Source organism: Martinezella dioscoreae, from assembly GCF_009176305.1.
In the GTDB taxonomy this organism is placed as follows: domain Bacteria; phylum Pseudomonadota; class Alphaproteobacteria; order Rhizobiales; family Rhizobiaceae; genus Rhizobium; species Rhizobium dioscoreae.
In genome coordinates this window covers 60,640-79,848 of sequence record NZ_BLAJ01000007.1, presented here as the reverse complement: position 1 = coordinate 79,848, position 19,209 = coordinate 60,640, and the positions used below count along the sequence as shown (strand labels likewise).

Sequence of the window (19,209 nt, the reverse complement as noted above, 5' to 3'; positions counted from 1 at the left end):
GCTCTTGCTGTTTGTACCCACGGTATCAGCCTCGCGTAATGTTTGCTGCTGCCTGTTCGGTGAACTTCGTTCCAGCGTCCTGTGCGCTGGTTTTGCCGAAGGCCACCTCCTCGGCGATCTTCTTCAACAGGAATGCATTCTCGCCGGCGCCGTTCGGTGGGGATGGCGGCAGCGCTCCGACGTGCGGCGTCAGCCGGCCGATATAGTCGACCACCTGCTTGCTGACGGGATCCAGATCCGGCGTCAGGAGGTCGCGGATCTTTTTTGAAGGCGGAACGCCGCGCTCGACTCCGAGTGCCTTCGTGCCTTCTGGGTCTTCGACCAGATAATTGACGAAGGCGACGGCGGCATCCTTGTTTGCTGACGTCGCCGAAACCGACATCAGCATCGACGGCTTCAGATACTGGCCGGGCTTGCTGTCGGCATTGGCCGGATAGGAGACGATATCGAGCTTTTCCTTGTTCAGACCTTGAATGGCAACGAACTGGTTGGAATGGGCGAAGCTCATCGCTGCTTTTTTGGTGACAAGCATATCGGTTTCGAGCGTCTGCTGATCGAGCGCCTGCACGTCGGCCGGAACACAGGCGCCAATCTTGCGCATGTGACCCCACAGATCGAACCATTCGGTCGCGTCCTTCGCTTCGAAGGCGAGCTTGCCGTCCGTCGTATACAGCGCCTTGCCGCGCTGGCGCAGCCAGCATTCGAGCGCCGGCTCCCCGCCGCTTGCGTCGGCCGTGCCGTAGAAACCGCGACGCTTCTTGGCAGCCGTGACCTTGGCGCAGGCATCGCCGATCTGCTCCCATGTCATGGCGTCATGTGGCGGTTCGACGCCGGCCTCGGTCCAGGCGGCCGTGTTGACGACGACCATGAAGGAGTTCACGCCGAGGCTGACACCGTAGATCTTGTTGTCGACCTTGCCGGAATCGATGTTGGCCGGGCCGAAATCCTCGATCGCCAAGCTCTTGCCGAGATAGGGCGTCATGTCGAGCAGCGCGCCGCGGCGGGCATATTCGAAGATGTAACGATAATCCATCTGGATGAGGTCGGGCGCGTTGCCGCCGCCGGTCTGGGTGGCCAAGCGCGTCCAATAGCTGTCCCAACCGAAGGATTCGCCGGCGATGGTGATATCCGGGTTCTTGGCCTGATAGGCCTTTACCGCCGCAAATGTCCGGTCGCTACGCTCCTTCGATCCCCACCAAAGAAGGCGCATCGCGGTTGCCGCATTGGCGCGTGAAAGTCCCATACCGCTGAATGCAAGCGTGGCTGCCATGCCGGCTAGCAACTGCCGGCGATCGATCGTCAACGTCATCCTGGTCTCCTCCCCAGTGAACCGATGATTTACGAACTGCTTTGCATGATATAACTATTTGGTTACAAGTTGGATAGAAACGCGACCGCTGTCAAGCGCCAATCGTGCGGCAATCAAAACGATGCATGCCGGAACCGGCAGCATCCGTCGCTAATGCTACCGTTCGGAAGGAGATCGTCCATGGCGGTCAGGGCGAGACAAGAGCCTGAAAATAAAGCGCAAGCGGATGCCGGCAAGACCTTGGGCAAGCGGTCGAGAAAAGCGTCTCGCAATCCGCAGCGCACCCATGCCACGATCCTGGACGCGGCGACGGAGGAATTTGCCGCGCATGGCTTCGGTGGCGCCAGGGTGGATGCGATTGCAGCGCGGGCACAAACGAACAAGCGGATGCTCTATCATTATTTCGGCGACAAGGAGGGGCTCTATCTCGCCGTGCTGGAGGCGACATATGCGACGATCCGTAATGCAGAAAAGCAGCTGGATCTGGCGCATCGTCATCCGGAAGAGGGGATGCGGGAGCTGGCCTTGTTCACCTGGCGGCATTTTCTAGCGCATCCTGAGTTTCTGAGCCTGCTTGCCACCGAAAACCTGCATCATGCGCATTATCTGCAGCGCTCCGACAAAGTCTCGGCCATGCATTCGCATCTGATCGACGAACTTGCAGACGTGCTGCGCCGTGGGGAGGCGCTTGGCATTTTCCGGCCGGCGGTCGATCCCATATCAGTCTATCTCACGATCGCGGCACTCGGCTTTTTCTATCTGTCGAACCGGCACACCTTGTCGACGATTTTCGCGCGGAAGCTGATGGCACCGGATGCGCTAAATGAGTGGGGTGAGCATATCGTTGCCGTCACGCTCGCTTCGATCCGCGCGTAGTGTTCGGCAGTGCGGCGGTTCGAGAAATTTTCAAAAGGTGATTGACAACGCCGGAGGTAACGCGCGATCTTGTAACCATATGGTTACATTGCTTGGGCGACTAAGCATTTGCTTTCCTGGTTCTGGAGGGAATCGGGCATGGAGGAGATAGCGTGTGCCTGTCGTTACAATGCGGCGTGGCCGGAGATTTGAAGAACCGCTTCTGCAATGAACTGAATAGCCCCTCACCCCAGCCCTCTCCCCGTTGAGGCGGAGAGAGGGGGCGACAGAGCAAACCAGCTGGCCGTTACTGGTTTCGTGCTGGTCATGGGCTTGAAAACTCCTTCTCCCCGCAGGCGGGGAGAGGGCTGGGTGAGGGGCCACGCATATTGGTGCCCTATGCAAATAGACTTGCCTGACCATCACAGGAGCCGACCAGCATCATGACCGAACCATTGACCATCAGGCTTGTCGAGGCCGAGACATTCGAGCGGCCGGTCAAGCTGCGGCTTCCTTTCCGTTTCGGTGCAGCAACCTTGCGCGAGGCGCGGCAGATCTTTCTGCGCGTGCGAATCGTGGATGTGCAAGGGCGCTCGGCCGAGGGTATGGCCGCCGAGTTGATGGTGCCGAAATGGTTCGATAAATCGCCCGATCTTTCCAATGCCGACAATGAAAACCAGCTGCGGCGTTCGCTGGTCCTGGCGCTTAATTCCTTAAGAGGTGCTGGTGCGGGAACGGCTTTCGGCCTGCATGCCGCCGTCGAGGCCTCACATCATGCCCAAGCGGCGGCGGAGAAGCTGAACGGGCTTGTCGCATCATTCGGCCTGGCACTTGCCAACCGGGCTATTCTCGATGCGCTCTGCCGGCTGGAGGGATTGACCGTCGCGGAAGCGATCAAGGCGAACCGCCCCGGCATCGATACCTCCACAGCACGTGATCTCTCGGGCTTCGATCTCTCCGGTTTCCTCTCGACATTGGAGCCTTCGGCAAGCCTTGCCGCGCGCCACACTGTCGGTCTGGTGGATGCGATCGTGCGCGCCGATATCCCGGCAAGCGAGCGGCTGAACGACGGCCTGCCGGAAAGTTTCGAAGAGGCGATCGACGCCTATGGGCTGACGTTCTTCAAAGTGAAGGTGTCGGGCGTTCCCGACGCGGATATCGACCGCCTTTGCCGCGTCGCTGCCGTCATCGATGCCAAGGTGCCGAACTATTCTGTGACGCTCGACGGCAACGAGCAATTTGCCTCTGCAGAGGCTGTTGCCGATCTGCTTTCCCGGGTGAAGGAAGAGCCGAGGCTGGCAAGATTTGCCTCTTCGATCCTATTCGTTGAGCAGCCGATCGCCCGCGCCCATGCCTTCGAGAAGCCGGTGAAGGCGCTTGCTGCCTTCAAGCCGGTGGAGATCGACGAATCCGATGCCGATATCGATGCCTTCGTCACGGCGAGGGGGCTTGGCTATACCGGCATCTCCTCGAAATCCTGCAAAGGCTTCTATCGCTCGCTATTGAACCGCGCGCGCGTCGCCAAATGGAGTGCCGAGGACGGCATTCCCTATTTCATGTCGGCCGAGGATCTGACGACGCAAGGAGGCCTTGCCGTGCAGCAGGATCTGGCGCTCGCATCGCTCATCGGCATGACGCATATCGAGCGCAACGGTCATCATTATGTCGACGGCATGGCCGGCGCGCCGGAGGCGGAGCAGGCCGCTTTCGCCGACGTGCATTCCGATCTCTACCGCATCAGCAATGGCCGCACGCGGTTGCGGATCGAAGCGGGGCAGCTTGCGATCGGCTCCGTCATCGGTGCCGTCGGCCTTGGCTCGTCGGTCGAGCCGGATTGGGCGGCGATGGAAAGGTCGTTGACATAGGATTTTGCGTCCGACGCCTTGTCGCGCTTGGCCCCTCACCCCAACCCTCTCCCCGCTAGCGGGGAGAGGGTTGGGGTGAGGGGCACGCCGCCGAAATGAATTCAGGCCGCCGAGGCCTCATTATCGCTATTTGCAGATTGTGGAGGAGCAGATGCAGTCATCGAAGAAACGCTATGTTCTGGTCGGGACGGGTCATCGCGGCACGACTATGTGGGGCAAGGATCTGGTCGAGCGTTGGAGCAACGAGGTCGAGCTCGTGGCGGTCTGCGATCTCAATGCCATGCGGGCAAAGCGGGCTCTGGAGTATATCGGCGCATCGGTGCCCATCTATACCGACTTCGACGAATTGCTGCGGACGGAAAAGCCGGATCTTGTCATCGTCTGCACCCGCGATTCCACCCATGACGATCTGATCGTCAAGGCGATGGAGGCTGGCGCCGATGTCATCAGCGAGAAGCCGATGACGACGACCGTCGACAAGATCAAGCGCATTCTCAATGCCGAGGCGCGTACCGGCAAACGGCTTGATATTTCCTTCAATTACCGCTTCGCGCCGACCGCTGCAAAGATCAAGGAGCTGATCAATTCAGGCATCATCGGCGATGTCACCTCGGTCGACTTCCATTGGTATCTCGACACCAGCCATGGCGCCGATTACTTCCGCCGCTGGCATGCTTATGTCGAAAATTCCGGCAGCCTTTTCGTTCATAAGGCGACGCATCATTTCGACCTTCTGAATTGGTATCTGGATTCCGATCCGGAAACGGTCGCCGCCTTTGCCGATCTCAAGCATTACGGCCGCAAAGGCCCGTTCCGCGGCGAGCGCTGTCGCACCTGTCGTTACAAGGGCGAGTGCGACTATTATCTCGACATCAGCGCAACGCCGCTGCTCGAGAGCCTCTATGAAGACCCCTCATCCGTCGATGGGTATGTGCGCGACGCCTGCGTCTTCCGCGAGGATATTGACATCCCCGATACGATGGTCGCCTCCATCCGCTATCGCAGTGGTGTCAACGTCTCCTATTCCCTGAATACCTATATGCCGATCGAAGGTCATCACATCGCCTTCAACGGACACAAGGGCCGCATCGAGCTGCGCCAATACGAGAAGCAGAACTGGACAACGCCGCCGGCCGACGAGATCGTCGTGATGAAGAATTTCGGCGATGTCGAGCGCATATGGGTGCCGCACTCCTCCGGCGGGCACTATGGCGGCGACGACCGGCTGCGTAACATGCTGCTGCGCTCCGGCCCGAATGACGAACTCAAGCAGCGAGCAGGTTCGCGGGCAGGGGCGATGTCGGTCCTCTGTGGCATTGCCGCGCTACAGAGCAGCCAGACCGGCCAGCAGGTGTCGGTTGCCGATATCTGGGGCGAAGATGGCGGGTTGAATTTGCTGGAGCCGCGGCCTTAGGGCCGCGGTATTGAGCTTTCGGGTTTCGAGATCAGCTGCAGCTCGGCAGCTGCTGCGCGTAGATCCGCGTCATGCCGTTGAAGCGCTTGGCGCCGGCAAGAGCGGTTCCATTGCCGCGCCACGCTCCCTGCAGATAACCCTTGGCGCCGGAATAATAGGCGAGATAGAGATCGTAGGAATCGTTCAGGGCAATGCCGGTCTGCAGGTGCGTCTGGTAGTGATACCAGCCGACGAAGTCGATGGCGTCGGCGAAATTGGTGCGGCTTGCCGTCCAATTGCCGGTTTCGCGCTTGTATTTGTCCCAAGTACCGTCGAGCGCCTGCGAATAGCCGTAAGCCGTCGTCGGGCGTTTCCAGGGAATGAAGCCGAGCAAATAGCGCCGCGGCGGGCGGGCGCGCGGCCGGAAGCCGGATTCGGTATAGATCGTCGCCATCAGGATCGGCACCGGCACGCCGTATTTGCGTTCCGTGCGTTCGGCAGCGCGCTGCCAATTGTTGAACCAGCCATCGCGCTGATCGAAGATCGCGCAGATGTTGCGGGTATGGCGGGGTGCGGTGGCGCAGCCCGCCAGCACGCCGAGCAGCATTACGGCCAGAATGGAAAGAACGCGGGTACGCATTACTAGAACCTCTTCATTGCTGCGCCGTGCGTCTTTCAAAAGCACGAGATATGCAGCAACAACCTACCGGCGCATGATCCTTTCCAAAAGTTCGAGGCAGAGCTTTTGGCGGACCGACGCTCATGAGATTGCTAGCGCGGAATGATTAAAAACGGGTTGTTTGCCTGTGCCGAAATGGGGCGATTTCAGGGTGTTTTCATGGATTTGCTGCGCCGCATCATGCCATCAGCGCCATATCCTCGCGGCGGATTTCATAGAGGAGCGGCTTGCCCTCGATAAAGCGGATGGCTTCATCCACCGCCATCTCACCGAGGCGGGTCCGCTCCAGCCCGACGGCACCGGCAATATGCGGCGTCAGGAAGACGTTCGGCAGCTCGTAAAACGCCGAGGCGGCTTCTGGAATTTCCGGATCGGTGACGTCGATGATCGCGTCGATATGGCCAGTTTTCAGCACGGCGATCAGGGCCGCTTCATCGACCAGTGCGCCGCGCGCCGTATTGATGAACGTTGCGCCCTTCTTCATCAGCGATAGGCGTTGCGCATTAATCATATGGCGTGTGGCGGGCAGCGAGGGTGCATGCAGCGAGACGATGTCGGCCGATGCCATCAGTGCATCCAGCTCGGCTTTTTCAACACCGAGGCGCGTCGCTTCGGCCGCATTGACCATCGGGTCATAGAGCAGGACGCGGTAGTTGAAGGGCGCCAGAAGTTCGATCACCCGCCGGCCGATCCGCGAGGCGCCGATGATGCCGATGGTGCGGCCGTAATTGCCGATGGCGTCGGCCTGCATTGGTACCGTCCGGTTGCGGTTGCGGTCGGCGACGTAGAAATCGCGAAAGCGGAAGACCTTCTTGCCGGCGAAGATGATGGCGGCAAGCGTGAATTCGGCAACCGGCAGGGCATTGGCCTGTGCCGCGTGGCTCACCAGGATACCGCGATCGAATAGGCTGTCGCCCACTAGTCCTTTCACCGTGCCTGCGGCATGAACCACCAGCTTGAGATGCGGCGCCTGTGCGAGCGCGGCACCATCGATCGTCGGCGCCCCCCAGCCGGTGATCAGAATTTCGGTTTCCGCGAGCAGCTTGGCCGCACGCGAATCGTCGAAGCTTTGCATCGGTGCGGCATCGAGTACGCGGCCGATAGAATCGAGGCGCTGAATGAGCGCCTCGGGCAGGACGTGCTGTGTGCGCGACGGTAGCATGGCGAATGATATCGCGGGGCGGCCGGAGAGGGATGGCGTCATGGCAGGCGGCCCGGCGCCTCAATGGCGCTGACCGTAACGCCCTTGTCTCTGATGAGGGCGCGCAGTGCGTCGATATCGGGTTTGGCTGGCGGCCTGCTCCAGGCGTGATCGACGGCAGCTGGGTCTTTCTCCGCAAGTACGGCTGAGACGAGAATGGTCTCGCCAGCAGGAATCGTGCCCCGCAATTGCGGCACCAGCGTTTTGGAAACGATGAGGTTGGTGTTTGGGGGCGCTTTCTGCGCGATGCCTTCACGTGTGATCGTCGAGCCGAGGTCGAGAATGCCGCTGAAATCCTCTTCGCCGACGGCATAAGCGGCACCGGTTGCGGAGGAAAGCGTGTCGGCTTCGAAGTCGCGCCGGGCACTGGCAAAGCCGCCTTCTGCCGTCTGTAGCGGCCGCGGCGTAGTGATCCTGTGCAGGCGGATGTGCCAGGGCGTTGCGGGGATAAGCCAGGTCTCCACCGTCACATCCAGATAGGGCGACCACTTGGCGTAAAGCGTATCGTCGGCGAGCTTCGCCTCTTCATTGGTTTCGCGCACGCGGTAGTGCAGGCCATCGTCGCTGAAGGCGAGCATGCTGTCGAAGGCGCCGCCGGCAAAGATGCGCTCATCGCTTTCGACGCTAAAGCCGTAGCGGGCGGAATAGGCGAATTTCGAGTATTTCTCGGCGCCGAAGCGCATCTGCTGGTTTTCCTGTCCGGAGGAGAGTGCAACGACATTATTCTTGCCGCGCATCAGGACCATGCCGGGGTGTCTTTGTGGGATGATAGCCGGCTCACTCTCTGGTGGCTTTTCTTCCGCAGTCCAGAACGGATGCGTTTCGGGAAGTGCCAGCGGCAGGAAGGCCTTGAAGGCCCAATAGGGTGAGCCGGCGGAATTGTAATTCTCCGACATCAGCAGGTTGGGATAGGCAAAGCCGATCGGCAGGGTGCCGTCGCGATGGGCGATCGGCTTGTCGGACCACCAACGCAGGTGCCGGAGGCACAGGCCCTTGATTTCGCCCCAAGGCAGCGCCTCGACATCAGCAAAAGCGAGCGCCGACCAGAAGCCGGCACATGCGAAGCGATAGGTCAGGCTGCGGCCGAAGGGGATCGTAGCACCATCGGGCGCGAACCAATGGCGGAAATCCCTCGCGAACAGGATGGCGCGCTCGCGGTAGCGCTCGGAGCGGTCGTCATTGACGAGCTTAGAATAGATCAGCCCGTAAAAGTGCATGGCGAAGGGAATGTAATGATCGATACGGCGGACATTGCCGTCGCGATACCAGCCGTCACCGATGTAGAAACCGTCGAGCTCGTTGAGGTAGCTTTCCGTCAGGCTGCGGTCGAAGGTGGCGCCGAGCCGGTCGAGCGCGATATCGACGAAGATGCGGAAGAACTTCCAATTGTTGTCGGCGTAGTCGAAGGTGCGGGCGTGCTTAAGGTAGGCGATCAAATTGTCACGAGCACGTTGGTCGAGCGGCTCCCAAATCTTCTCCGGCACGAGCGCCAGCGCGAAGCCGAGGGCGGCCAGTTCGACCATGCGCTGGTCGCGGCCGTTGACCGTGCCCCAATATTCCGGATGCTTCGGGTCGACGCCATTGGCGAGGCCTTCAGCGTAGCGGCCCCAGTGGCTGAAGTCGCCACTACCGGCGCCGAGCGGCGCCAACCCCCAGAGAGGGCGGGCGAAACCTTCGAGATCGGCGGCTGCCCGGTCGAAATGGGCGCCTGCGCCATCGATGCGGACGCGGGCATTGCCCTCGGAAAAATAAGGCAGCAACGGATCGAACAGGTCGGTCAGCGCGCGGCGCATGTCCGTAAGGGTCTTCAGCGGGTTGCCGGCAAGCGGATTGGCGCTGGCGGGGTCATAGATCATCGGTTCGGCCTTCTCGATCGTTTCCGCGGCGGGATTGAGTTTCAGGTTTCGGGTGGCAGCGTGCCGCCGGCGATCGGCGGGACGCCGTGGCAGATGTGGCGGGCCGGCGCATCGCGGTCGCGGAAGCGTGCGATCATTAGGCCGATGGCTTCCCGGCCGAGGGCTGCGCGATCGACGCGCATGGTTGCCAGCCGCGGATTGGTCATCAGGGCACAGGGAAGATCGTCGAAGCCCACAATGGCGAAATCCTCCGGCACCCGCAGGCCGGCTTCGGTGACGGCGTCCAGCACGCCGACGGCGATGAAATCGTTCATACAGAAGGCGGCGGTATAGCCTTCGCCTGCGGCAAGGATCTCGGCGGTTTTGTCATGGGCTTCCTGGCTGGAGCTGCCGCGAAAATTCATCGGCACGATGCGGCCTTCAGCGCCTTCCACCGAAGCGATCGCCGCCTCGAAGCCGCGGATGCGCTCGCGGATCGTCTGGCGATGCGAGCCGGTCAGATGCAGGATGCGGCGGTGGCCGGCATCGAGGAGGCGCCGGGTGGCGTTGTAGGCGCCGAAGAAATTCGAGGGTGAAACGCCGTCGAAGCGCAGCTTCGGGTCGGTGCCGTTGACGAGCACGGTCGGCGTGCCGCTGGTCTCGAGCCACCGGCAGAGCTCTTCCGAGGGGTCGATGCCGACGAGAAAGAGGCCCTCGGCACCGGCGGTCTGCAGATATTCCTTCACCAGTTCCGGTTCCGTCCTTGCCTCCCGAATGAGACGGATGTCGAAGCGCATGCCGCGCTCGGCAGCGCACGCCCTCAGGCCCTCCAGAATACCCTCATAGAAGACGCTCAAGCCGCCGGTGACGCTGTCGCTGGCGATCAATGCAAGGCCGCCGGCCGCCGTCTCGGCTGCGGTCTTCAGCGGGTAGCCGAGATCGCTTGCCACCTTGAAGATGTGCTGGCGGATCGTCTCGCTGATGCCGGGTTCATTGGTGAGGACCCGCGACACCGTCGAGACGGAGACGCCGGCGGCAGTGGCGATGTCGGCCTGCCTGATGCGTTTGGAGCGAATATCGTTCATGTCGCAAACGCTATGCAAACTTATGCAAATTTGCAATAGAAAGATTTTTTATTGCACAGTGCAATGAAGTTGCATATCGTCGCGTTGACTTGTCCGCTGAAGGCGTCGGGGAGATCGCCGCGGATGACAACGCAAGAGAAGGAGGAATCTCATGCGCATGAATCGTCGTTCTTTCATGATCGGAGCTGCCGGAACCGCAGCTGGCCTTGCCCTTGGGGGAAGCGCAATGCCCGCCTTTGCCGACGCGACGCAGCTCCGGGCGATGTGGTGGGGTTCGCCCGATCGCGGCAAGCGCACGGTCGCTGTTGCCGAACTGTTTCACAGCAAGAACCCCGATCTGTCCGTCATCGGCGAGAGCATCAGCGGCGACGGCTATTGGGCGAAGCTTGCCACCGGCATGGCCAGCCAGAACATCGCCGATGTCTTCCAGCTCGAGCCAAGCACGATCTCCGACTATTCCAAGCGCGGCGCCTGCATGCCGCTCGACCAATTCGTGCCCTCGACACTGAATGTCGACAGTTTCGGCAAGGACGTGCTGAAGCTGACCACGGTCGACAACAAGCTTTATGGTGTCGGTCTCGGGCTGAATTCCTTCGCAATGTTCTATGACGAGGACATGTTCAAGAAGACGGGGCTCACGCCGCCCGGTCCGACGACGACATGGGCCGAATATGCCGATCTCGCCGTGGAAATGACCAAGGCTGCCGGCAAGCGCGGCTATTGGGGCGGTCCTTATGGCGCACGCTATAATTATGTGCTCGATGTCTGGCTGCGCCAGCGCGGCAAGAGCCTCTTTACGGAAGAGGGCGGGCTCGGCTTCGGTGTCGACGATGCCAAGGAATGGTACAGCTACTGGGAAGAGCTGCGCAAACGCGGCGGTACGGTCTCCGCCGATGTCCAGACGCTCGACCAGAACGTTATCGAGAGCAATTGCCTGGCGCTCGGCAAATCGGCCATCGGCATGGCTTATTCCAACCAGCTCGTCGGCTATCAGCTTGTTGTCAAGAGCAAGCTCGCCGTCACCATGCTGCCACGCGAGAAGAAAGATGGTCCCTCCGGCCATTATTACCGTCCGGCGCTGATCTGGAGCGTCGGTGCCACCAGCAAGAATGGCGAAGCGGCCGCCAAGTTCATCAATTTCTTCGTCAATGATGTCGATGCTGGCAAGATCCTCGGCGTCGAACGCGGCGTGCCGATGTCGCCCGCCGTACGCGCCGCCATCCTGCCGACGCTCAATCCGGTGGAGCAGCAGACGGTGCACTATATCGAGCTGTTGAAGGATCAGGTCGGCACCTATCCCGTGCCGGCGCCGCTCGGCTCCCAGGAATTCGACGCGAACGTCGCCCGCCCCGTCGCCGACCAGCTCGCCTTCGGTAAGATCACGGTCGCCGAGGCGGCGAAGCGGCTGGTGGAAGAAGGTGCGGCGAAATTGAAGCGGAAGGGTTGATTGAAGCTCATCGGAGGCTTTCCTGTAACGGGAGAGGCTGTACCCCCCTCTGTCGCTATCGCGACATCTCCCCCACAAGGGGGGGAGATTGTTTGGAGTTTGCCGCCGCTTTTATCCAAGCAGTTCATTTCGATTTCAGCGGGCGTGATATTAGCTTGAGGCAGGTTAGAATTCCGCGCGACCAATCTCCCTCCTTGTGGGGGAGATGTCACGAAGTGACAGAGGGGGGTGCGGACCCTCCTCAACCTCCACTGCCAATGTTTACTTCCCATCCCAGGGCTTCAGTGCATCCTGCTTCATCCTGCGCTGTTCTTCCGGCGCAAGCTTGTAATCCCCCTTATAGGGTGCGCTTTCGAACGAGCCATAGGTCGGATTGGCGATGGCTATCCAGTCGTGGCCGAAATGCGCGGCATTGGCCTCGAAGACCTTCTGGCGCTCTTCGACCGTACCCTTGTAGTCGTCAGTGAAGTCGCCGAAATTGTCGCCGAACATCAGGAGAATGCGATAGTTCTTGGCGATGAAGGCGCGGCGCGTGCCCTTGGCAGAACCCCAGTCCGGCTGCTCCTTGGCGCTCAGGAAAGTGTCGACATTGTCGCCCATCGGAAAACCGAAGCGCTTCATTTCTTCAACGGTCGGACCTTCCTCATCGGCGGTGCGGTTGGTGACGTAGAAGACCTTTACGCCTTTTGATGCTGCATATTGGGTGAATTCCACCGCGCCGGGAATCGGCTTGTCCTGTTGGGCATTCACATACTGCGTCCAGGTTTCCGGCTTGAAGCTCGTACCCGCCGTGACATTACGCGCCTGATAAGGCGACGTATTGAGCACGGTATCATCGACATCGAGGATGATGGCGGGCGGAAAGTCCTGGAAATTACCTGTTTGCTCGACCGGAGCTGCGGTCCAGTTCTTGTCGGCCAGCGCTTCGTCGAGCCTGATACGGCCGAGCGCATAGGCACCAAGCGCGTTGGCCTGCGCCTCCACCGACGTCTGATCCCAAAGAACGGCATTGAGATTGTCGTCGGGCATGGCGGCCGGCAGATCGGCGGCCAAAGCCGGCAAGGCAGACGCGAGGCCGATCACGAATGTCAGGCGCCCTAGATATCTATTTTCCACTCCGTTCTCCTTTATGAAATTCCGGAAATCAACTCGTCGCATTAACGATTTTAAACAGGCATCAAAGTCTTGACCCGGGTAAGGATAGTTTGCGCGTAGACGGAATGTGTCAAGTATATGACAGCTGGCGGATCGGGTTCAGTTGATTTTGATTTGCGGTCCCTGCCTGTGCCAAGCGCCTCCATGCGGCGGCGTTTTTGACAAAGGTCATGCTGGAGCTCTGAAACGATAAAATGCCGGGATCCTTTCAGACCCCGGCACCGCCGCATCTCCAAGTGCGGTTGCTTATTTCTTCGCGTCGGCCCAGCTCTTGACCAGTTCGTCATAATTGACGGTGATCGGCTTTTCCTTTTCGTTGGCGATCTTCAGCTGCGGAGCGAGATGGCCGTTCTTGACGGCATCGGCGTTCCAGTAGGCAAGATCGTGCTCTTCGGCGAGCTTCGGTCCGATGTCGCCCTGAACGCCTGCGCGTTCCAGGCGCTGCATGACACGTTCCTGATCGGCGCAAAGTGCATCCATGGCTCCTTGCGCATCCTTGGCGCCGGAAGCGGCATCGCCGATCGCCTGCCACCAGAGCTGTGCGAGCTTCGGATAGTCAGGAACGTTCGTGCCGGTCGGTGACCATTGCACGCGGGCCGGCGAGCGGTAGAACTCGATCAGGCCGCCGAGCTCCGGCGCGCGCTTGGTGAAGCTCTTATCGCGGATGGTGGATTCGCGGATAAAGGTGAGGCCGACATGGCTCTTCTTCACGTCCACCGTCTTCGAGGTGACGAACTGCGCATAGAGCCATGCGGCCTTGGCGCGGTCGACCGGGGTCGACTTCATCAGCGTCCAGGAGCCGACGTCCTGATAGCCGAGCTTCATGCCGTCCTTCCAGTAGACGCCATGCGGCGACGGCGCCATGCGCCACTTCGGCGTGCCATCCGAATTCATGACCGGCAGGCCGGGCTTGACCATGTCGGCGGTGAAGGCCGTGTACCAGAAGATCTGCTGGGCGATATTGCCCTGTGCTGGAACCGGGCCGGATTCCGAGAAGGTCATGCCTTGGGCTTCCGCCGGAGCGTATGCCTTCAGCCAATCGAGATATTTCTGGATCGAGTAGACGGCGGCCGGTCCGTTGGTATCGCCGCCGCGGGCAACGCAGGAGCCGACAGGACGGGAATTGGCATCGACCTTGATGCCCCATTCGTCAACCGGCAGACCGTTCGGCAGGCCCTTGTCGCCGTTGCCGGCCATGGAGAGCCAGGCGTCGGTGAAGCGCCAGCCGAGCGACGGGTCCTTCTTGCCATAGTCCATATGGCCGAAGACCTTCTTGCCGTCGACATCGCGACCGGTGAAGAACTGGGCGATATCCTCATAGGCCGACCAGTTGACCGGTACGCCGAGCTCATAGCCATACTTGGCCTTGAAATCGGCCTTGTTCTTCGGGTCGTTGAACCAGTCGTAACGGAACCAGTAGAGGTTGGCGAACTGCTGGTCGGGGAGCTGATAAAGCTTCTTGTCGGGAGCAGTCGTAAAGCTGGTGCCGATGAAATCGGCGATATCGATGCCCGGATTGGTGACGTCCTTGCCCTCGCCAGCCATCCAGTCGGTCAGGTTGCGAACCTGCTTGTAGCGCCAATGCGTGCCGATCAGGTCGGAATCGTTCACCCAGCCGTCATAGAGGTTCTGGCCGGTCTGCATCTGCGTCTGGATCTTTTCGACGACGTCGCCTTCCTGGATGACGTCGTGGGTGACCTTGATGCCTGTTATGGCGGTGAAGGCCGGGGCCAGAACCTGCGATTCATACTGGTGTGTCGTCAGGGTTTCCGACACGACCTTGATTTCCATGCCCTGGAAAGGCTTGGCCGCATCGATGAACCACTGCATTTCCTTTTCCTGGTCGGCGCGCGAGAGCGTCGAGAGATCGCCGATCTCCTTGTCCAGGAATGCCTTGGCTTCGTTCATGCCGGCATGCGCCGTGCCGGCGAGCGCCAGCAAGGCAACTGCCGTTGTCGTCAAGAGATGCCGTCGCATATATTCCTCCCTACAGGTTGCGAGTGCATTGTCAGCCAGCCGGATTTCCGGCCATCTGTATCGATTTGCCTTACTGCTCCGCATGACCGGATGGGCAACGGGGCGGTAACGGTTTGAATTTCCGCGTCAGACCAGACGGAAGACGCCGATGGCGTAGATCACGGAAAGAGCAAGAGCCCACCACAGGCTTGGGCCTCCCAGACCCAGCCAGGCGAGATGGATGAAGGCGGCGCCGAGCAGCGAAATGAACAGCCGGTCGCCACGCGTCGTTTCGAAGCGCAGGATGCCGAGGCGCGGATGGCCGCCGGGCGAAACATACTCCCACACAGCCATGCCGATCAGCAGCAGCAGGATCGTCGCGAAAAACAGCGCCGTCGGCAGCGTCCAGGCCATCCAGGAAAAGTCTGTATTCATGGCGGTTTTCCTTTAGACGCGGCCGAGCGCGAAGCCCTTGGCGATGTAGTTGCGGACGAAATAGATGACGAGCGCGCCGGGAACCAAGGTCAGGACACCGGCGGCGGCAAGCAGGCCCCAATCCATGCCGGCGGCCGAGACGGTGCGCGTCATGATGGCGGCGATCGGCTTGGCGTCGGTCGTGGTCAAGGTGCGGGCGATCAGCAGTTCCACCCAGGAGAACATGAAGCAGAAGAAGGCGGCGACGCCGATGCCGCTTGCGATCAGGGGAATGAAGATCTTGATGAAGAAGCGCGGGAACGAATAGCCGTCGATATAGGCCGTCTCGTCGATTTCCTTCGGCACGCCGGACATGAAGCCTTCGAGGATCCAGACCGCCAGCGGCACGTTGAAGAGGCAGTGCGCCAGCGCGACGGCGATATGGGTATCGATCAATCCGAAGGCCGAATAGAGCTGGAAGAAGGGCAGTGCAAAGACCGCCGGCGGCGCCATGCGGTTCGTCAGCAGCCAGAAGAAGACGTGCTTGTCGCCGAGGAAGCGGTAGCGCGAGAAGGCATAGGCTGCGGGAAGGGCGCAGGCGACCGAGATCACCATGTTCATGACGACATAGGTGATCGAGTTGATGTAGCCCTTGTACCAGGACGGATCGGTGAAGATGATCGTGTAGTTGCGCAGCGTCGGCTGGTGCGGATAGAGCGTTAGGCCGCTGACGATCTCCTCATTGGTCTTGAAGCTCATATTGACGAGCCAGTAGATCGGTAACAGCAGGAAGACGATATAAAGCGTCGGCACAAGCCACGCCCACCGCCCCTTTTCGCCGTGACGGCGGGCAACCCGCGCGCTTGTCGCAGCAGTCGCGTTCGCGGCGGCGTCGGAAGCGGCCATCTTGTGCATCGCGGCGTTATCGGCCGTGGTGGAGAGGGGTTTGCCGCTCATCGGCTTTCTCCCGCATCGTAATTGGTCATGACGGTGTAGAAGACCCAGGACAGTAGGAGCACGATCAGGAAATAGATCAGCGACATGGCCGCGGCCGGGCCGAGGTCGAACTGGCCGAGCGCCATCTTCACGAGATCGATCGACAGGAAGGTCGTGGAATTGCCGGGGCCGCCGCCCGTCACGACGAAGGGTTCGGTGTAGATCATGAAACTATCCATGAAGCGCAGCAGCACGGCGATCAGCAACACGCGGTTCATCTTCGGCAGCTGAATGTAGCGGAAGACGGACCAGCGCGAGGCGCCGTCGATCTTGGCCGCCTGGTAGAAGGCATCCGGAATGGAGGCGAGGCCGGCATAGCAAAGCAGCACGACGAGGCTCGTCCAGTGCCAGACGTCCATGATGATGATCGTCGCCCAGGCGTCCGCCGGATCGGAGACGTAATTGTAGTCGATGCCGAGATTGACGAGGACATAGCCCATCAAGCCAATGTCGCTGCGGCCGAAGACCTGCCAGATCGTGCCGACGACGTTCCAGGGGATCAGCAGCGGCAAGGCCATCAGCACGAGGCAGACGGGAACGCCGATGCCCTTCTTCGGCATGTTGAGCGCGATGAAGATGCCGAGCGGCACCTCGATCGCCAGGATGACGAAGGAGAAGATCAGGTTGCGGATCATCGAATCCCAGAAACGACCGGAATGGAGGATCTCTTCGAACCACTGTGTGCCCGCCCAGAAGAATTGATTGTTTCCGAAGGTGTCCTGCACCGAATAGTTAACGACGGTCATCAGCGGAATGACGGCGGAAAAGCCGACGAGCAGCAGAACCGGAATGAGCATGAACCAGGCTTTGTTGTTCCAGGTCTTGTCCATCGTCAGGCTCCCATCTCGATGCGCCAGGAGTCGGCGTAGATATTGATGCCGGCGGGATCGAAGGCGATGTGCGGCTCGGCCGGCACCGTCTGGTCCTCGCCGATGACCGCCACGATCTCCTGGCCGTCGAGTTTGGCGCGGACCACCTTGCGGCGGCCGAGATCCTCGACCTTGGTAACTGTGGCGGGCATGCCCTCGCGGCCGATGCGGACGAATTCGGGGCGAATGCCGAGTTCGGAACGGCCGGCCCGCTTTTCTTTCGGCGCGCCGGGCAGCGCGATCATACGGTTGCCGATACGCGCGCTATTGCCTTCGATTTCGACAGGCATGACGTTCATGCCGGGCGAACCGATGAAATAACCGACGAAAGTATGGCGCGGGCGCTCGAAGAGATCGTTTGGCGTGCCGATCTGCACCACTTCGCCATTGTACATGACCACGACCTTGTCGGCGAAGGTCAGCGCTTCCGTCTGGTCATGGGTGACATAGACCATCGTGAAGCCGAAGCGGCGGTGAAGCTGCTTCAGCTGCGAGCGCAGCACCCACTTCATATGCGGGTCGATGACGGTCAGCGGCTCGTCGAACAGGATGGCGTTGACATCCGAGCGCACTAGACCGCGGCCGAGCGAGATCTTCTGCTTGGCATCGGCCGTCAGGCCGCGCGCCTTGCGGTGGGCGCTGTCGGAAAGGCCGATCATCTCGATGATCTCATCGACCTTGCGCTTGACCTCTGTCTCCGGGACATGCCGGTTGCGCAGCGGGAAGGCAAGATTGTCGTAGACCGTCATCGTGTCGTAGACGACCGGGAACTGGAAGACCTGCGCAATGTTGCGCTCCTGGGTCGACAGCCGCGTCACATCCTTGCCGTCGAAGAGGATGCGGCCTTCGGAAGCCTGCACCAGGCCCGAAACAATGTTGAGAAGCGTGGTCTTGCCGCAGCCGGAAGGGCCGAGCAGCGCATAGGCGCTGCCGTCCTCCCAACTGTGGTTCACTTCCTTCAGCGCATAGTCGGCGTCGGATTTAGGATGATCGTTGTAGGCGTGCCTGATGTGGTCAAGATCGATGCGGGCCATAGTCTCTCCTCAGGCGGCTTGTTGCAGGGCGGGGGTGACGGCGGCGCCATCGGTGTCGAAGACCATGATGTGGCGCGGATCGATGTAGACATCGATCGCATCGTCGACATCGATATCTTGCACGCCCTGTGTCAGCATCACCCAGCGCTGACCGGCAAAATCGATATGAATGAAGCTCTCCGAGCCGGTGATTTCGGTCACCATGACACGCGCCGGGGCGGCGACGGCTTCCGGCGTCTGCGGCGCGAGCGCGAGATGATGCGGCTGAAAGGCGATTGTGTAGCGGCCATCCGGCCGATCCTCCAAGCCCCTTGGTACGGGCAGGCGAATATTGCTGTCGAGCAGGAATTCCCGGCCGCGTTTATCGAGCGCGATTGTATTTAGCGGCGGATCAGCAAAGGTGGTGGCGGTAATCAGGTCGCGAGGATTGCGGAAGACATCGATCGTCGGCCCGAATTGCGTGATGCGGCCTTCCGCCAGGGTCGCCGTATTGCCGCCAAGGAGCAACGCTTCGGAGGGTTCAGTGGTGGCGTAGACGAAGATGGCACCGGATTCGGCGAAGATTTTCGGCAATTCGGCGCGCAGCTCCTCACGCAGCTTGTAGTCGAGATTGGCGAGCGGCTCGTCGAGCAGCACGAGGCCGGCATTCTTGACGATGGCGCGGGCAAGTGCCGTACGCTGTTGCTGGCCGCCGGAAAGGCTCAAGGGGAGGCGATCAAGGAAGGGGCCGAGGCGCAAAAGATCGGCTGCCTTTTTTACTTCCTTGTCGATGGACGCCGCGCTCTTGCCGCTCAACCGCATCGGCGAGGCGATGTTGTCATAAACGGTCATGGCGGGATAGTTGATGAATTGCTGGTAGACCATGGCGACGTTGCGGCGCTGCACCGGCTGGCCGGTGACATCCTTGCCATCGACGTGGATCGTGCCAGTGGTCGGCTTATCGAGGCCGGCCATCAGCCGCATCAGCGACGTTTTGCCAGACAGCGTTGGCCCCAGAAGCACGTTCAACGTGCCGCGCTGCAGCGTCAGATTTGTTTCGGCAATATGGGTTTCGCCGCCGACAGACTTCGATACGCCCCTGAGTTCAAGCACGATAGATTCCTTCCATGCGCCGCA

Annotated in this window: 16 protein-coding genes; 4 read left to right on the top strand and 12 right to left on the bottom strand. The window is 60.6% G+C overall.

Annotated features, from left to right (window positions below; translation table 11 throughout):
- Positions 1–25: 25 nt before the first annotated feature.
- Positions 26–1,309 carry an ABC transporter substrate-binding protein gene (locus GDN47_RS24315; protein WP_113389801.1) on the bottom strand — a complete coding sequence of 428 codons (1,284 nt, stop codon included), beginning with the start codon at positions 1,307–1,309 and terminating at the stop codon, positions 26–28.
- A gap of 180 nt (positions 1,310–1,489) precedes the next feature.
- On the opposite strand from GDN47_RS24315, the gene GDN47_RS24310 reads away from it, so the two are divergent.
- The 3 genes from GDN47_RS24310 to GDN47_RS24300 all read left to right on the top strand — a co-directional run bounded on the left by GDN47_RS24310 (position 1,490) and on the right by GDN47_RS24300 (position 5,443).
- On the top strand, positions 1,490–2,185 hold the full coding sequence (locus GDN47_RS24310; protein ID WP_113352696.1) for a TetR/AcrR family transcriptional regulator: 696 nt from the start codon (positions 1,490–1,492) through the stop codon (positions 2,183–2,185).
- A 422-nt stretch (positions 2,186–2,607) separates the two neighbouring features.
- Positions 2,608–4,029, top strand: coding sequence for an enolase-like domain-containing protein (locus GDN47_RS24305; RefSeq protein WP_152094429.1), 1,422 nt, complete (start codon positions 2,608–2,610; stop codon positions 4,027–4,029).
- A gap of 151 nt (positions 4,030–4,180) precedes the next feature.
- Positions 4,181–5,443 (top strand): Gfo/Idh/MocA family protein, encoded by a 1,263-nt coding sequence (locus GDN47_RS24300; protein ID WP_113331522.1) that lies wholly within the window; start codon positions 4,181–4,183, stop codon positions 5,441–5,443.
- 31 nt (positions 5,444–5,474) lie between these two features.
- Here the strand turns inward: GDN47_RS24300 and GDN47_RS24295 are convergent, their stop codons facing one another.
- The 4 genes from GDN47_RS24295 to GDN47_RS24280 all read right to left on the bottom strand — a co-directional run bounded on the left by GDN47_RS24295 (position 5,475) and on the right by GDN47_RS24280 (position 10,222).
- A complete protein-coding gene (locus tag GDN47_RS24295; RefSeq protein ID WP_113331524.1) occupies positions 5,475–6,062 on the bottom strand; it encodes a transglycosylase SLT domain-containing protein in 588 nt (195 codons plus the stop codon).
- 217 nt (positions 6,063–6,279) lie between these two features.
- Positions 6,280–7,305 (bottom strand): hydroxyacid dehydrogenase, encoded by a 1,026-nt coding sequence (locus tag GDN47_RS24290; protein WP_152094428.1) that lies wholly within the window; start codon positions 7,303–7,305, stop codon positions 6,280–6,282.
- Positions 7,302–9,158 carry a DUF2264 domain-containing protein gene (locus tag GDN47_RS24285; RefSeq protein WP_152094427.1) on the bottom strand — a complete coding sequence of 619 codons (1,857 nt, stop codon included), beginning with the start codon at positions 9,156–9,158 and terminating at the stop codon, positions 7,302–7,304. Before GDN47_RS24285 ends, GDN47_RS24290 begins: the two co-directional genes overlap by 4 nt.
- 41 nt (positions 9,159–9,199) lie before the next feature.
- Positions 9,200–10,222: a LacI family DNA-binding transcriptional regulator gene (locus GDN47_RS24280; protein ID WP_152094426.1), complete on the bottom strand. Its 1,023-nt coding sequence runs from the start codon at positions 10,220–10,222 to the stop codon at positions 9,200–9,202.
- A gap of 151 nt (positions 10,223–10,373) precedes the next feature.
- On the opposite strand from GDN47_RS24280, the gene GDN47_RS24275 reads away from it, so the two are divergent.
- A complete protein-coding gene (locus GDN47_RS24275; protein ID WP_113421210.1) occupies positions 10,374–11,669 on the top strand; it encodes an ABC transporter substrate-binding protein in 1,296 nt (431 codons plus the stop codon).
- 261 nt (positions 11,670–11,930) lie between these two features.
- Here GDN47_RS24275 and GDN47_RS24270 read toward each other — a convergent pair whose 3' ends face one another.
- From GDN47_RS24270 to GDN47_RS24240, 7 genes are all read right to left on the bottom strand, one after another.
- On the bottom strand, positions 11,931–12,785 hold the full coding sequence (locus GDN47_RS24270; protein ID WP_113421209.1) for a 5'-nucleotidase, lipoprotein e(P4) family: 855 nt from the start codon (positions 12,783–12,785) through the stop codon (positions 11,931–11,933).
- 285 nt (positions 12,786–13,070) lie between these two features.
- The gene (locus GDN47_RS24265) at positions 13,071–14,801 is read right to left on the bottom strand and encodes an ABC transporter substrate-binding protein (RefSeq protein WP_113331538.1); all 1,731 of its coding nucleotides are present in this window, start codon (positions 14,799–14,801) and stop codon (positions 13,071–13,073) included.
- 126 nt (positions 14,802–14,927) lie between these two features.
- Positions 14,928–15,215 (bottom strand): DUF2160 domain-containing protein, encoded by a 288-nt coding sequence (locus GDN47_RS24260; protein WP_113331541.1) that lies wholly within the window; start codon positions 15,213–15,215, stop codon positions 14,928–14,930.
- A gap of 12 nt (positions 15,216–15,227) precedes the next feature.
- The gene (locus GDN47_RS24255; RefSeq protein ID WP_233788642.1) at positions 15,228–16,100 is read right to left on the bottom strand and encodes a carbohydrate ABC transporter permease; all 873 of its coding nucleotides are present in this window, start codon (positions 16,098–16,100) and stop codon (positions 15,228–15,230) included.
- A gap of 47 nt (positions 16,101–16,147) precedes the next feature.
- Positions 16,148–17,020 (bottom strand): carbohydrate ABC transporter permease, encoded by an 873-nt coding sequence (locus tag GDN47_RS24250; RefSeq protein ID WP_113331545.1) that lies wholly within the window; start codon positions 17,018–17,020, stop codon positions 16,148–16,150.
- A 2-nt stretch (positions 17,021–17,022) separates the two neighbouring features.
- A complete protein-coding gene (locus GDN47_RS24245) occupies positions 17,023–18,093 on the bottom strand; it encodes an ABC transporter ATP-binding protein (protein WP_113421208.1) in 1,071 nt (356 codons plus the stop codon).
- A gap of 9 nt (positions 18,094–18,102) precedes the next feature.
- The gene (locus GDN47_RS24240; RefSeq protein WP_113353766.1) at positions 18,103–19,185 is read right to left on the bottom strand and encodes an ABC transporter ATP-binding protein; all 1,083 of its coding nucleotides are present in this window, start codon (positions 19,183–19,185) and stop codon (positions 18,103–18,105) included.
- Positions 19,186–19,209: the final 24 nt, after the last annotated feature.